This window comes from Nonomuraea solani (genome assembly GCF_900108335.1).
GTDB lineage: Bacteria > Actinomycetota > Actinomycetes > Streptosporangiales > Streptosporangiaceae > Nonomuraea > Nonomuraea solani.
The window spans coordinates 290,338-305,218 of record NZ_FNVT01000012.1; the positions used below are offsets into that span (position 1 = coordinate 290,338).

At 74.5% G+C, this 14,881-nt stretch carries 7 protein-coding genes; 2 read left to right on the forward strand and 5 right to left on the reverse strand.

Translation table 11 applies throughout. The features are described 5' to 3' along the window. Nucleotides 1–3: 3 nt before the first annotated feature. Both C4V41_RS36455 and C4V41_RS36460 read left to right on the forward strand, forming a co-directional pair. Nucleotides 4–927, forward strand: coding sequence for a helix-turn-helix domain-containing protein (locus C4V41_RS36455; protein WP_103960521.1), 924 nt, complete (start codon nucleotides 4–6; stop codon nucleotides 925–927). 37 nt (nucleotides 928–964) lie between these two features. Next, nucleotides 965–1,693, forward strand: coding sequence for a LysE family transporter (locus C4V41_RS36460; RefSeq protein ID WP_103960522.1), 729 nt, complete (start codon nucleotides 965–967; stop codon nucleotides 1,691–1,693). 243 nt (nucleotides 1,694–1,936) lie between these two features. Here C4V41_RS36460 and C4V41_RS36465 read toward each other — a convergent pair whose 3' ends face one another. The 5 genes from C4V41_RS36465 to C4V41_RS36485 are packed head-to-tail and all read right to left on the reverse strand — an operon-like array spanning nucleotide 1,937 to nucleotide 14,681. Further along, a complete protein-coding gene (locus C4V41_RS36465; RefSeq protein ID WP_235030607.1) occupies nucleotides 1,937–4,003 on the reverse strand; it encodes an SWIM zinc finger family protein in 2,067 nt (688 codons plus the stop codon). 41 nt (nucleotides 4,004–4,044) lie between these two features. Further along, nucleotides 4,045–7,728, reverse strand: a complete 3,684-nt coding sequence (locus C4V41_RS36470; RefSeq protein WP_235030596.1) for a vWA domain-containing protein — start codon at nucleotides 7,726–7,728, stop codon at nucleotides 4,045–4,047. Between the two features lie 32 nt (nucleotides 7,729–7,760). Further along, nucleotides 7,761–8,918, reverse strand: a complete 1,158-nt coding sequence (locus C4V41_RS36475; RefSeq protein ID WP_103960525.1) for an ATP-binding protein — start codon at nucleotides 8,916–8,918, stop codon at nucleotides 7,761–7,763. Nucleotides 8,919–8,949: 31 nt separating this feature from the next. Continuing rightward, the gene (locus C4V41_RS36480; protein WP_103960526.1) at nucleotides 8,950–13,824 is read right to left on the reverse strand and encodes a DNA-binding protein; all 4,875 of its coding nucleotides are present in this window, start codon (nucleotides 13,822–13,824) and stop codon (nucleotides 8,950–8,952) included. Beyond that, the gene (locus C4V41_RS36485; protein WP_103960527.1) at nucleotides 13,821–14,681 is read right to left on the reverse strand and encodes a DUF4132 domain-containing protein; all 861 of its coding nucleotides are present in this window, start codon (nucleotides 14,679–14,681) and stop codon (nucleotides 13,821–13,823) included. The genes C4V41_RS36480 and C4V41_RS36485 overlap by 4 nt, the downstream gene beginning before the upstream one ends. Nucleotides 14,682–14,881: the final 200 nt, after the last annotated feature.

Sequence of the window (14,881 nt, forward strand, 5' to 3'; positions counted from 1 at the left end):
GGCATGCAGGTCAGGGACGTGAACGGCACCCAACTCGCCGTCCTCACGCCGGCGTCGGGCGGTTTCCCCCGGCACAGCCACGACGAGTACGTCATCGGCGTCAACCTCTGCGGGCGTGAGCGGGTACGGCTGGACCGGTCCTCGTTCGAGGTCGATCTGGACGAGGTGACGGTGTACAACCCCGGCCAGGTCCAGTCGTGCACCACGCACGCTCCGGAGGGGGCGGCGTTCACCTGTGTGAGCTGGTACGTCCCGCCATCCACCCTCACCGCCCTGACCGGAGGCCCACCACCGGACTTCGAACGCCCGGTCGTACGAGCCCCACGTCTCCGCGCCCACCTCCTGAAGACCGCCCACGACCTGACCGCGTACGAGGCCGGACCGCCGGCGACCTCCCCTGGCCCGGCCACGTACGGGACCGGATCGGCGGAGGCCACGCCGGATCTGGGTGTGACCGGGTCGGCGGAAATCCCCCTCGGCCTGACCGGGCCGACGAACCTGACCGCTTGGGATACCGGGCTGACGGAGGAGCGGCTGACGCTCGTGCTCCTCCGCCTGCTCGATCTGATCTCCGTCGCGGCCCGCCGGCCGGCCGATCTTCCGGCGGCCGGGGACGCCAGGATCGCCGCCGTGCTGGATCGGCTGCGCGGCGATCTGACCAGCGCGCCGCGCCTGGCCGACCTCGCTCACGAGGCCGGGATGTCACGCGAGCACCTCGTACGTTCCTTCACCCGGGCGACCGGCTGCCCGCCCTACGCCTGGCATCTGCAGGCCCGCCTCGCGGAGGGGCGGCGCAGGTTGCGGCGCGGTGAGCCGGTGGCCGAGGTGGCCCATGGGCTGGGGTTCGCCGACCAGGCGCATTTCCATCGGCACTTCCTGGCCGCGTACGCCATCACGCCCGGCCGCTACCGGGCCATCAACATCTGACAAGACTCCTCGGGGTCCGGCCGGGAGAGTGAACGTCATGTCCGAGATCTTCATGCTGGCCTTCTGGGTGGGGCTGGTGTTCAACGCGGCACCGGGCGCGGTGTTCAGTGAGTCGTTGCGCCGGGGTGTGCGGGGCGGGTTCCGGCCGGCGTTCGCGGTGCAGGTGGGGTCGCTGGCGGGGGACGCCGTGTGGGCGTTGCTGGGGCTGGCGGGCGTGGGCGCGCTGTTCACGGTCCCCGTCCTGCGTGTCCCGCTGACGGTCGTCGGGTGCCTTCTGCTCGGCTGGCTCGGCCTGACCGCCCTCCGTGACGCCGCCTTTCCCCGCCCTTCTACACCCACGGAACCGCACCCAGAGCCGGCCACGCAGGCCAACAGCGCCCTGGAGGGGGCCGTTCCTTCAGGCGCCAGGCCAGGGGACGGCGGGCCCGAGGGCGGTCGTCCGGCCCGTGACGTGCGTGGGGACGGCCGCCGGGGAGCGCTCGTGGTGGGGGCCGCCATGTCGCTGGGCAACCCGTGGAACATCGTCTACTGGTCGGGAGCCGCTGGGGCCGTCAGCTCCGCTTTGGGCCAGAGCGCGGGCCTGGGCGCGCTGGCCGTCTTCTTCGCCGGATTCATGACCTCCTCACTGGCCTGGTGTTTTGTCTCGGCCGGCCTCATCGCTCTTCTGCGCAGGGCTCTGCCGCCGCTCGCTGTACGGCTGCTGGAGGCGGGGTGTGGTGTCGCACTGCTCGTATTCGCCGTCCTCCTCGCCATCCGCCTCGCGTAGGCCGCTCCGACTCGCACGGGGCAATACGGACCGCATAGGGCGACCCGGCTCACGCAGGGCGATCCAGACCGCACAGGCCGATCCGGGCCACGCAAAGCCGACCCGGACCGCTCAGGGCGACCCGAGCAACGCAAAGCGGGCCAGGACCACGCAGGGTGATCCGGGCCCGCCAGAGCGACCCAGCCGCGCAAGGCGGCCCAACCAGGGCCTTCCTGATCATGTTCGATGGGGTGCGTCTTTGGGTCAGGAGGGTGACTGCCAGGAGGATTTGATCAAGGCTCGCTCCGTGGCGACGAGATGGGTGGCCGCAGCAAGCCAGGCCCGTACGTACCGGTCGGAGCCGGAGTCGGTCAGTCGTCCGAAGACGTCCCGTTCGCGTCGGTCGGCCTCCGAAGTGAGCGTCTTCGAAAGGTCGGCGGCGGACCGGAAGCCGGAGCGGCGGAGCGACACCTCCTGAGACTTGAAGTCACCGCTGCGCCCCGACTCCGCAACGGCGCGGCGGCCACCGGCGACGGCCAGCTCGACCAGGCGCCGGACCCGCCACAAAGGTGCGCCCGCCAACGGGTCCGTCTGGCCGCCCTGGCCCGGTGGTGTGATGGCGTCGGGTGGGGGAAGGTGGGAGCCCTGGAGGCGGTCGTAGCCCAGGTCGGCCCGGCCCTGCCAGTCGTCGGGCAATCTGAGAGTCGCCTCGGTGTCCGGTACTGGTCCCACCGCCAAGGGCTGCAGGGTGGCCGCCCGGTCGGGTTCGACTCGGCCCACGACCCGTACCCGCAGTCCTGGCCGGGAGGCGAGGCGCTGGAGGTTGGCGACATGGGCGAGGTCGGGGTGCCGGCTCGCGGGTACGAGGTGGATCAGCGGTCCGTCCGTGTCCTCCCCGTCCGTGAGCTCGCGGGCCAGCACGTGGTCCCCGGCCGCCCCGACGATCACCAGGTCGCAGCCGACCGGCTCGCGAGCCTCGTCCGCCGTGTCGTCCTCGCTCCAGGCCGCCCCGGACAACCGGGCTCGGGCCGCATCGCTCAGCGGACGTGCGAACAGGGCGGCCATCGGGCCCTCGGTCCACGGCATGCCGCTCACCGGCGTGGCGCGTACCCCACTGCCCGCCCCGAGACGGCCGTCCGGCGAGACCGTGGCGCCGGCGATCAGCAACCCGGCCCTGGCGAGTTGGGCGTGGCTGAGCATGGCCGTTCCGATGGCGATGGTCGCGGTGCCCGCGCCACGGGCGCGCGCCGACCCGCCGGGGCGCACGTCGGAGACGGAGAACCAGCGTCCGTCCGCCGTGACGACATGGGTGACGACGCCACCGTATCCGGTGGCGCTGATCACCGGTTCGCGGAAGACGCCGTAGACGCGGAGGCTGCCGCCCTGTTCGTAGTTCCGGCGAACGGTGCCGATCAGCGCCGGGTCGGCATCGGCCGCGGCCAGCCGGCCCGCGATGAGCAGGAGTTCGCGCAGTGCCGACACGAGGTCCGTGAGCCGGTGGCCGCCGTGCGCCGCACGCGCCGACCGCAGCCCACGCACGACGCGTACGGCCGCCGCCTCCGCCCTGGGCAGCCCCGCCAGACGCGCGGTATGGGCGGCCCTGAGCAACTCGGCCTGCGGCACCGCACCGGCCGCGGGCACCCCGGCAGCCAGCACGGCCGCCCCGGCCGCCCACAACCCGGCCCCAGCCGCCACCTGAGCCGCACTCGGTGCGACAGGCCCCACGACTTCCGTCTGAGCCGAAGCCGCTCCCACGGCCTCCGCCGCCGGCTTCCCACCGGCGATCGGCGCTGCACGCCCCTCCCCGGCTGTCGGCGTCCGGCCGATTCCGGCAGGCGCGTGCGGCTCACCGTCTGCGGCGGCCGGCCGTCCACCGATGCCGGCCGCCGGCTGCGCGCCGATTTCAGCGGCCGGCTGTGCGCCGGTTTCAGCGGCCGCGTGGCCACCTCCGGCGGGCGTGACGCCGCCCGCCGCCGGCCCGCCACCCATTCCGGACGGAAGGGGCGAGTGTCCGGTGCCGGCAGGGTCGGCCAGGGGTGGCTGCCCCGTGCCCTCCTCAGCGGCCGGGTCGGCCACCGGGCAGGCGCTCAGGACGGCGGCCCGATGCAGACACCGGGGTGCGAGCAGGCAACTGCACCGTACCTGGTCCTCCTCCGTGATCATCCCGAGTGAGAGCGTGACCACGGCGTCCTCGCCGCACTGGATCCGTACCCCCTCCCCTTCCACGACCTCGACGGGAAGAGCGGCGTACTGCTCGACCGCCGCATCCAGCTTCTTCCGCAACCGGGAGGTGAGCCCCTCCACGGCGGCGGCGACCACCTGCGGCGCCACGGGAGGCAACGGCCCCCCGTGCTCAGAAACGTCTGATGGATTCACCGGTTCTCTCCGCGAAGGCGATCGCCCACCCAACGGGCCAGGGCGAGCGGGCTGAGGGCGGCGACCGGCATCCCGGCCGCGACGAGTTGCTGGGCGACGGGCAGCGAATAACGCGGTACGCCACTGTCGTCCAAGGCGGCGCACCCCAGCAGGTGCACGCCGGACCCGGCCAGCGCGCGTACCTCACCGAGCAGGCCGCCGATCGGATAGCCCTCCTCGAAGTCGCTGACCACCACGACGAGCGTCCGGCTGGGCACGCTCACCAGCGAGCGCGCCTGGGCGAGCCCGGCGGCGATGTGCGTACCGCCGCCCACCCGGACTTCGAGCAGCAGTGAGAGCGGGTCGGTCACCTGGTCGGTCAGGTCGATGACCTGCGTGGAGAACGTCAGGAAGTGGGTGGAGAGGGTGGGCACCCCCGCCAGCACGGCGGCGGTCAGCGCCGACCAGATCACCGACGCCTCCATCGAGCCCGACACGTCGACCACGAGGATCAGCCGCCAGTCGGCCTCCTGCCTGGACCGCGTGCTGAACACCGGCCGCTCCGGCACCACCACCAGCCGCCCGTCCTCAAGGCGCCGGCTGTGCTGGAGGTTGGCCCGCAGGGTACGCGGCAGGTCCAGCCGCCCACCTGGCCGGCGGGTCGGGCGCGGGTTGGCCAGCCCGGTCAGCGCGGGCCGCATCTTCGTCGCCAGCTCGCGGGTGAGCTCGGCGACCAGGCGCTTGACGAGGGGCCGCAGCTTGGCCAGCTGGTGCTCGGGCAGGCCGCCGGCCATGGACAGCACCGAGGTCAGCAGTTCGACGGACGGCCGTACGGAGGCCGGGTCCAGCTCCGCCACCACATCGGTACGCCCCGCGTCGGCGGCCCTGGCCAGCACCTCCTCGCGTACGTCGGTCCCGAACAGCGCCTCCAGCTCCTCCGCCCATTCGCGGGCCGTGGGGAACGACTCGCCCTGGCCGCCTCCGTCCGGCGATGCGAAGTCGTCCGAGCCCTCGCCGCGTCCGGCTCCGTACAGCTCGTCCAGGGCTCGTGCGTAGGCCCGGGCGCTGGACGGAAGCTGGTCGGACTCCCGTCCGAGCAGCAGCCGCCAACGATCGACCGGTCCCAGCCGCCGCGCCTCGGCCCTTTCTCGATCCGGCCGCCCGCCATCGTCCGGACGGTCGTCGGTGAGATCCTCTGCGCTGTCCGGCACCTCGGCCATGGCCAGGCCGAGTGAGCGGAGGACGGCCAGGCCGGCGCTGTCGGCGGCGGTCCAGAGGCCGAGCAGTTCGGGTGGCGCGGTGAGCACCACGTCGAGCCGGTCTCCGAGCCGCTCCGACACCGTCCCCAGCAGCCGGGTACGCGCCGCCGGGGTCAGCGTGTCGAACCCGCCGCGCAACGCCGGCAGCCGATCGAGGAAGCCCTGGTCGGCGAGGTCGTCGATGCGGTCCATGAGCGGGTCGAGGGCCGCCGGCGCCGCCTGGAGCAGGGGCCCGGCGGCCGTCAGTACGCCGGTGAGCAGGCGGCTCAGCCGGCGGCGGCCGTCCTGGCCCGTGGCGTTGTCGATCCAGCCGGCCGCCCGCGCGCCGAGCTCGTCGGCCCCGTCCAGGTCCAGCAGGACCCGCGCCGCCAGCGCCGCCCCCTGCATGAGCGGCGACGCCGTACGCGCGAGCTCCCCCAGCGTGTCGTCCATCCGCAGCCCGAGCCGGTCTTCGCCCGCCCGGGTGGCGAGCGCGACCAGGGCGGCCGCGTCCTCGGGATCGTCGCTGCCCGCGAGGCCGGGCAGCGCGCGTACCGCGGCCTCCATCAGGGTGCCGCCCAGCTCGGCGGCCTGGTCGCGGCCCTCCGGCGTGGTGCCGGGCAGGTGCTCGCGGCGGAGCGCCTCCAGCAGGTCGAGGGCGTCGAGCAGTTCGGCGAACGTGGCGGTGGCGGGCAGCGCTTCCGCCGCGTCGCCGAGCCGGTCGGCGACCAGTTCGGGCAGGTCGCACCGGGCCGCTCCGCGCAGGTTGTCGAGGATCAGCCGGCACGTGGGCCCGCCCGCCGCCGACTCCCTCCGGTACGCCTCCCGCAACGTCCCCGCCGCGGCCTGGGCGAGCGTCACACCGCGGACGCCCGCCAGGTCCAGCAGCGCCGGCACCGCCGGGGTCCAGGAGAGCCGCCACTTGGTGCTGAGGGCGGCGGCGTCACCCGTGCCCGCCACCTCCAGCGGCTCGCCGTAACCGACTCCGCAGACGAGCAGGCGCTGCAGCAGGATCTCGCGGCGGGAGTCGAGGTCGGAGCGGAGCGGGTCGAGGCGTACTTCGCGCCGCTCCGGGTTGTCCGGGCCCGGCAGCCGCAGCTTGGTCAGCTCGGCCTCGACCGCGGGGCCGAGTCCTGAGCGCGGGGTGCCGGGGGCGGTGCGGCCGCGTTCCGTACCGACGAAGACCGTGTCGAGGGCCCGCGCGAGTGCCCGGCCCCGGCCCAGGGGTTCGCCCTGACCGAGCACGGTGGTCATCGCTTCGAGCAGTTCGCTCCGGCCGGGGGCGGGCAGGCCGCGCAGCCGTGCCAGGTCGCAGGCCAGGCGCAACGTCTCGACGGCCTCCCCGGTGCCGGCCGTGTGGCCGGCGGCCCGCATCTCCCTGCACAGGTCGGTGATCGCCCGGGCGGCGCCGTCTCTGACCCGGTCGGGATCACCTCCGGCTTCGAACACGGCCTGCTGCCACCTGGGGTCCCGGATGCCGGCGGGGTAGCCGGATCGGGAGTCGAGCAGGTCGAACGCATAGGGGACGAGCGAGGTCACCGGCTGCGCCGTCGCCGGCTTCGACGGGGAAGCGGCGTCCGTCGCGGGAGCGGCGGTGGTGCCCTCAGCGGAGGCGGTTCCCGCTGGGGCAGCGGTTCCCGCCGGAGTGGCGGTTCCCGCCGGAATGGCGGTGAGCAGGGCAGGGGCGTGGAAGGCGCCGATCACCGCCACGACCCGCCGCCCGTCCGCAGCCGCCCCCGCGATGACGCGGCGCATGTGGGACTCGCGGGCCAGATCCCGCTCCTGCACACCCCCACCCGTCTCCGCGTCCCTGCGCAGGGCCCAGCCGACGCCGAGCGCCGCCCGGCGTACCGCTTCGGGCTCACAGCCGGGAGCGAGGACCTCCACGGCCCTGTCCCACATGTCGTCGCCGTCGCGCCCGCTCGCGGAGGCGGCCAGCGCGTCGGCGAACGAGCTCCGCCGCTCGGATTCGCCGGGCGAGTCCGAGCGGGCCGGCGCCGCGTCCAAGGAGGCCGGCGCTACGTCCGAGGGGACCGGTGCCGCGTCCAGGGAGGCCGGTGCCGCGTCCGAGGGGACCGGTGCCGCGTCCGAGGGGGCCGGCGCCGCGTCCGAGGGAACCGGTGCCGAGTGCCAGCCCGGGTCGCCCAGGGGAAGGTCGCAGCACAGCACCTCCACTCCGCGCTTCCACGCCCACCGGATCGCCACCAGCTCGGGCGAGAAGTCGGCGAACGGGTAGAACCCGAGCCCGCCCTCCGCGTTCGTCCCGGCCAGCGCGACCGGCGCCACCGTCTCGGGCGCGGCGAGGTGTTCCAGCCACGGCTGGAAGTCCGCAGGCAGCTCGACGCACACCACCTCGGCGTCCGCGGCCTCCAGCAGCTCGGGCAGGACCGCGGCCAGCGCGGGACTGTGGTGCCGGACCCCCAGCAGGTAGGGCCGGGCGGACGCCGCCAGAGCGGCCACCACCCGCCGAGGGTCCTCCCCGACAACGCCCCCGGTCAACGGAGGTTCTCCCGCAGGTCCCACAGCCGCCGCCACATCGCCGACCCGTCCTCGGCCCGGCGCCGCACCGGCCCGTCCCAGTAGCCGAGCAGCCGTCCGTGGTCGGCGGGGTCGTCCTTGCGGACCACGCCGAGCAGGTGACCGGGCACCAGGTCGAGCACGTCACCGGCGGGCAGGTAGGCCACCGCCACCCCGAGGGAGGCGGCCACCTGCACGGCCTCGGCCGTGGACATCACCGTGCCGGGCCGCTCCACGTCCCAGCCCTCGTCGGACCGCCCCGACCGCAGATCGCGGAAGACGGTCACCAGCGCCTCGATCACGGCGTCGTCCACCCCGAAGGCGGCCCCGGCCCGCTCCACGACGGCCGTGGCCTGCCGCCGCACGAGCGAGGTCTCCGCAGCGGCGTCCGCGATGGGGCCCACGGTCTCGAAGTTGAAGCGCCGCTTCAGGGCGGCCGACATCTCGGAGACGCCGCGGTCACGCAGGTTGGCCGTGGCGATCACGGTGAACCCGGACGCCGCCGCCACCTGCGCGTCCTCGCTCCCGGCCAGCTCGGGCACGCTGACCCGCCGGTCGGACAGGATCGACACCAGGGCGTCCTGGACTTCGGGCAGGCAGCGGGTGATCTCCTCGACCCTGGCCACGCGCCCCGACCGCATGGCGGTGAGCACGGGCGAGTCGACCAGCGCCGTCCTGCTCGGGCCCTGGGCCAGCAGCAGGGCGTAGTTCCAGCCGTACCGGAAGGCGTCCTCGGTCGTGCCCGCGGTGCCCTGCACGGTGAGGGCGCTGGTGCCGCACACGGCGGCGGCCAGCAGCTCCGACAGCATCGACTTGGCGGTGCCGGGCTCGCCGACGAGCAGCAGCCCGCGCTCGCCGGCGAGCGTCACGACGCACCGCTCCACGAGCGCCCGCTCCCCGACGAACTTGGCCGGCACCCGCAACCGCGCGGGCAGGCCGTCGGCGCGGCGGTCCTTGGGCAGCTCCAGCGTCTCGTCGCCGCTGCCGCACACGAACGTCACCACCGCGCGCGGCGTCAGCACCCACCCGGGCGGCCGGGGGCCGTCGTCGTGGGCGGCGAGGAACGCCAGCTCGGTCGCGTACCGCTCCTCGGCCGCGAGCACCTGAGGAGCCGCCTGATCTTGAACCATGGTCATGGGGAAAGTCCTTAGGAAGTGAGAAGGGGGCTCAGCGCCGACGTCCGCGCTTGACCTGCAGTTGCTCGAACCGGGGTACGTCGCCCGCACGCACCCGCCCCCAGGCCCTGGCGTAGAGGGCGGCGGCGGGTTCCATCGGCACCAGCGGCGCGCGGCGGTCGGCGGAGGCGCGGAACATGGAGATCTTCCACTGCTCCACGGGCAACTGCGGGGTACGGAGCTCGGTCCAGCCACCGGGCAGGAAGAGACCGCGCCCGGCCCGGCTCCTGACGGCCTCGACCACGAGGTCGGTCGCGGCCAGCTCCGCGCGGGCGGCCTTCATGCGGGCGGGCTTCCACCCGGTCCACCTGGACAGGTTGCGGTCCGTCGGATCGGGCATGGCCAGCAGCATCAGGTAGACGGCCGCCGCGTCGCCGCCCAGCCCGTGTGTTTCGGCCACCTCGGCGACCAGCTCGGGCACTGAGCGCGTGGGGTCCTGCGGCCACCACGTGCCGTCGGCGTCGCGCTCGCCCGCCTTGGGGTCGCCGGGGTCGGCGAGCAGCGCCTCGAAGCCCGGGTCGCGGACCGTGCGCAGGGCCACCTCGGTGGGGAACGGCTCCTCCTCGGTCGCGAGCAGGGCCTTCAGGTAGGGGTCGTCACCGTGGAGCAGCGCGGTACGGATGCCGGGCGCCGGCCGTTCGTCGTAGGTGGCCAGGATGACCGAGCCGTACCGGACGAAACCCTCACCCGTCTCGGTCGGCTCTCCCGCGGCCTTGCGGAAGCCGGGCAGGTCGATGTAGCGGTCGAGGTCGAGCATCAGCTCGGGGTTGGCCAGCCGGTCGCGTACCGCGGCCAGCGCCCCGGGCAGCGCGGCCCTGATCGGGTCGCCCGCCGGCAGCCGGTGGGACAGCCACGACACCGTGGACACGACCATGGTGAGCGTGCTCCCGGTGAACCCGGTCGCGTTGTCGTCGGCCGGCCGCACCCGGTCGCCGCTGACCTTCCACACCAGGTCACGGCTCAGCTCGGGGGTGCCGGCCGGGTCGATGACCGCGCGCAGGGCCGAGCCGGCCTCCTGGCCCACCCGCAGGACGCGTACCGCCTCGCCGAGCAGCCATTCGGGCACCGCCGCCTGCCGGCCGACCTTGGCGTTCCACACCTCGGCCGCCGCGGCCACGTCGGGGCCGTCGGTCCAGAGCCGCGCGGGGTCCGCGGGCAGCAGGGCGGAGACGACCGCCCACCGCACCTCGGCGTCGAGGCCGCGGAGCTCGTCGCGGACGACGACGGTGTCGGCCACCTTCACGCCGAGCAGCGCGCGGTCCTCCTTCGTGAGGAAGTTCCGCTCGTATCCGTCCACCCGCGGCAGTCCGGCCACCACCAGCTTCGCGGCGGTCTCGGACAACCCGGTCAGCCGGGCGAACTCCGCCGCCGCCTCAGGCACCCACGGCGCCGGGCCGCGCGCGTCGAGCTCGGCCAGGAACGCCTGAGCCCAGCCCGCGTCCCTGGCCGCTCCGACGGGATCCGAGGACTTGACGGTGTAGGGCGCGGGCACCTCGAACCGGCCTGCCGGGTCGTGGAACAGGGCCGTCCACGTGGTGCCGGAATTGCCGTAGTCGAGCACGTTGATGAAGGCGATGAACGCCCCGCCGCCCAGCGGAAGCAGCCCGATCCACGTGCCGGTCTGCCAGCTTCCGTCGGGCTTGACCATGTGCCGATGGTCGAGGTGCACCGTCATCCGGCGCCACCGGGTGGCGTCGGCCGAGACCGGCAGCGCGCGAGCGTGCAGCTCGCCGAGCAGGGTGCGCAGCACGGCCCGGTCGTCCTGGCCCGTCGTCGCGGCGGTGGCGCGGAAGACCAGGGCCTCGGAGTGGTCGAGCGCCTGGTCCCAGCGCAGCGCCGCCGCGCCCAGCACGGGCAGCTCCAAGTGGAGCCGGCCGGGACCGGCGGGCGGCTGATCCTCGGCCGACAGCGCCTCGCCGATGGCCCTGATCTGCTGGAAGACGCCGTCGTTGTCCTCCAGGTGCCAGGAGTAGCTCGCGTAGCGGCCCAGCCCGCTGAACGCCTGGTCGACCGCCTCGTCGGGCGGCCCGGCGGGCGCCTGCTCGCGGTGACCGCCGGCCAGCGTCTCGGTGAGCCTGGTGACGATCGCGCGCAGCGACTCCTGCTGCTGGGCGGCGAAGCGGGCGATCCCGGCGATGCCCGCCACCAGCCCGTCGTGGCTCACTCCCGGCAGCAGCGCGCGAAGCTGCGCGGGCAGGTCGTCGCCGTCGGACTCGGCCGCCTTCAGCAGCGCGGCCGCGGTGTCGCGGTCGATGCGGCGCAGCACGGCGGAGCCTTCGGCGTCGCGGGGCTCCAGGTAGTTCCAGTAGCGCACCGGCGGCAGCATGATCGTGCCGGTGGCGAACGTGCCGGGCGTCCGGTCCGTCTTGACCGTGGCGGTGACCACGCCGTCGGGGTCGACCAGGAGCAGCCGGTAGCTCCCCTGGACGACGGCGCAGGCCCGCTCGGCGCCGGGGAACCTCAGTCCGCGGATCGGGGACTCGGAGTCGGGCGGCACGGTGACCGTGGTCCCGGCGAGGTCCTCGCCCCGCCTGGACCCGTCGGGCAGCCGGATCGTACGCCAGCCGAGCATGCCGCCGACGGGGGTGCCGATGGGGGTGGGCGCGTCGGAGGGGGCGGGCAGCAGCCAGCCGCCGAGGAACTTGCTGCCGTCAGGTGCCGCGCGCAGCGCGTCGGCGAAGAAGCCGGGCATGGTCCTGCGGCCCTGGGCGCCGGTGACCGGGTCGAACTCGTACCAGCCGGCGGAGTCGTGCTCGGAGCCGTCCCACGACCACACCCAGTAGGAGGTGCCGTCGGTGAGCACCGACCGCTCCTTGGGGACCGCCGTGTCGCCGCGGTGCAGCACGCCGTGACCGGTCGTCCGCCCGCCGCCGGGCAGCGCCAGCGTGGCGGCGTCGTTGTTGCGGTACCAGTCGAGTTTCGTGCCTCTGGTGCCGTTGTCGCTCTCGATCGGCCGGAGCCGGTCGGGGGCGGTGTGCCAGTAGCCGCGCAGCCCTCCGTCGAGGTCGCGCGACTGCCAGTAGACCAGCAGCTCGCCGTCCACGTAGTGGCAGCCGACGTCGCTGTAGCGGTCGTTGGCGGGCACGCGCAGGTCGTGGGTGAGTGCGGTGCCCTCGGGGCCGAGCACCCGCACCTGGGTGGAGCCGGACACGATCAGGTGCGGCCAGGCGTCGGCGACCACCAGATCGTCGACGTCCTTCCTCGGTACGAGGTTAGCCGCCGCGTCCTCCCAGGCCGGCCAGCTCAGCTCGTCGATCAGCCCGGTCCGCAGCGTGCGGGCGAGCACCTCGGCGACGTCGGCCGTGGCGGCCTCGCGCACCTCGTCTTCGGCCAGCACCAGCGCCTCGCCCGGCAGCCAGGCCAGCCGCGCCATGGCGTCGGGCAGGTCGGGCAGCCCGGCGGCCGACGAGCGCCGTGCCACTGCGCGCATCCACTCGGCCAGCATCGGCCGGCCGCCCGGGGAGCCGGCCAGCAGCCGGATCGTACGCCGGCCGCTGTCGTTGTCGCCGCAACCGTCGGCGGCCCGGCGGAACGCGTTGCGGAAGCGGCCGTCGGCCTCCAATGCGACCAGGTCGCGCTGGTCCTTGCCCCGCGCCCAGTTCTCCAGCCACAGGGAGGAGTGGTCCTCCGGGTCGGCCACCGGGATCTCCAGGGCGAGCAGCAGGTCGAGCAGGTCGACCTCGCTCGGCGCCCACAGCGGCCGCCGCCCACTCTCGGCCAGCTCGGCCCGCACCTCGGGGGCCAGCCGTTCGATGACCGCTTCGAGCTTGGGCAGGCGCGGCGGGATCCCGTAGGCGCTGTTGCGCGCGGTCAGGTAGCGCGACAGCCAGCCCGCCACGCCGTCCTGCGGCCGGGCCGCGCCGGTGATCAGGTCGTCGAGCGCGCCGGACGACTCGACGATGTCCAGCCAGACGGCGGCCAGCTCGTGGTCTCTGGCCTCGGGGACGACGTCGAGGAGCGCGGCGCGTACGGAGGCGTCGTTTCTGCCCAGCGCCGCGATGGCGCCCGCGTGGGCCTTCCACCAGCCGGTGGCGGCCCGCAGGGTGGCGGGCAGGGTGAGCAGCTCGCTGAGGTAGGCCTGCTCGGTGGCGTCGGCGTCCTTGCCCGCGGCGCGCGCCAGCTTGCGCAGGTCCTGGGCCATCTGGGCGGACGGCGGCAGCCCTCCCGCGGTGCGCCGCAGGCACAGCCGGGTGAACCGGTCGAGCGCCTCGTCGCCGGACAGCCGGGCGGCCAGCTCCTTGGCGTATCCGGACAGCACCTTGACCGGCAGCGCCCCGGCCAGCGCGTATTCGAGGAACACGGCGTCGAGCCGGTCTTCGTCGAGTTCGAGCCCGTGCCGGGCCTCGGCCTGGCGGGCGTGGGAGAAGAGCTGACCGGCGTAGGTGGCGTTCTCGACGCCGATGAACACGCGCCCGGCCTGTTCGTAGTAGGTGGGCAGGAAGTGCGGCACGGCCGCGGCGAGCCGGCCGGCGATCGCGTGGTAGGTGTCGAGGGCCGCCTTGGGCTTCGACTTGGCCTGGCGGGCGGCGCGTTCGAGCTCGGGGACGATGGCGAGCGCCGCGTGCCCGTCCTCGGGGTGGTGCACCAGGATCCATTCGGGGAAGCCGAGCGAGCGCCGCCGGCCGAGCCCGACCACGGCGGGCTCGCCCTCGGGCGCCAGCCCGAGGAACCCGGTCGCCAGGTCTTCGGCGGCGAGCAGCTCCTCGGCCACCAGCCGCACGACCACGCGGTCGTCCAGCCCGGGGTGCCGGTAGGCGCGGGCCACCAGCGGCACCGCCCGGTCGCCCGCGTCCGGGGTGCCGGGAGGCAGCACGGCCCCGGCCTTCAGCAGTTCCTCGGTCGTGTCCACTGCCGGCTGCTCGCTCATGACCCCTCCTCGACCTGACGCCCGGCGTAGAGCGCCGCGGCCATCCGCATCCCCTCGGACCACGCGACCGGCCCGACCTCGCGCAGCGGCAGTGTCCTGCCGTCCTGGTCGTGCCAGGTGAGGTTGCCGGTGTGGACCTCGCTCTCCCAGTAGGGCTCGCCGATCCAGACGGCCGCCTCGGCGATCCGACCGGCATCGCGTACGCGGCACGTGGCGTAACCGCCGGACACCCGGTAGCCGAGCTGCGTGGCCCTGGCCGCCAGCCCGAACCTGGAGACGAACTTGCCGCCGGCGAACTCCGTCACCGCGCTCGCCTTCTCCCCCACCTCGGCGGGCTTGCGCCAGATGGCCCGGTGGATCTGCTCGACCTTCTGCGTCACGCCCAGCTCGGCGGCGAACTCTCGCAGGTCGTCGAGGTCGGGCAGCAGCACCGGGTGCGGCAGCGTCACCGTCTCGGGCGACAGCCGCACGGTCTCGCCGTCGAGGTTGACCATCCGCAGCTCGCCCGAGCCGCTGGCGTCGCGCAGGAACCCGACCTCGTCGGGGTCGTCGCCGACCACGGCCAGGTCGCGCAGCGCGGTCTGCCACGCGTCGTCCGGCCACACCTGGGCCAGCACCCCGGTCGGGACGGGCAGGGACGACACCATCCAGGTGTCCACCTGGGCCACGCACGACGCGGCGTGCCGGTCCAGCCACTCCGCCAGCCGTCGCAGCCGGTCCACCTCGGGATGCTCACGCAGGGCCTTGGGCAGCGATTTGAGCCGCCGCCCCGCCGCGCGCCCGGAGGTCGGCCTCGCCGCCACCCGGCCTTCTATGAGGGCGACCTCGTATCCGTCGCCCGCCGCCAGCCAACCCACAGCGCCTGCCTTTCGTGGTCATGGAAATGCGGACCCCCACGGCTCCCGCCGCCCGCGATGCGCGGAACGTTAGCGGCCTCGACCGACAAACGAAGGGAGTCGGGAATCCCGCGGCTCACCGTGATCGACCGGCCGGCCGGGCCGGCGGCGGCAGGGGGAGAGGGGACGCTCCATGCCCGAGCATGCTAGGGCCTATCACT

Bases quoted from the DNA above. Each gene is read 5' to 3' on its own strand.
- C4V41_RS36455 (WP_103960521.1), top strand. From the start codon at position 4: ATGCAGGTCAGGGACGTGAACGGCACCCAACTCGCCGTCCTCACGCCG.
- C4V41_RS36460 (WP_103960522.1), top strand. From the start codon at position 965: ATGTCCGAGATCTTCATGCTGGCCTTCTGGGTGGGGCTGGTGTTCAAC.
- C4V41_RS36475 (WP_103960525.1), bottom strand. From the start codon at position 8,918: ATGACCATGGTTCAAGATCAGGCGGCTCCTCAGGTGCTCGCGGCCGAG.
- C4V41_RS36480 (WP_103960526.1), bottom strand. From the start codon at position 13,824: ATGAGCGAGCAGCCGGCAGTGGACACGACCGAGGAACTGCTGAAGGCC.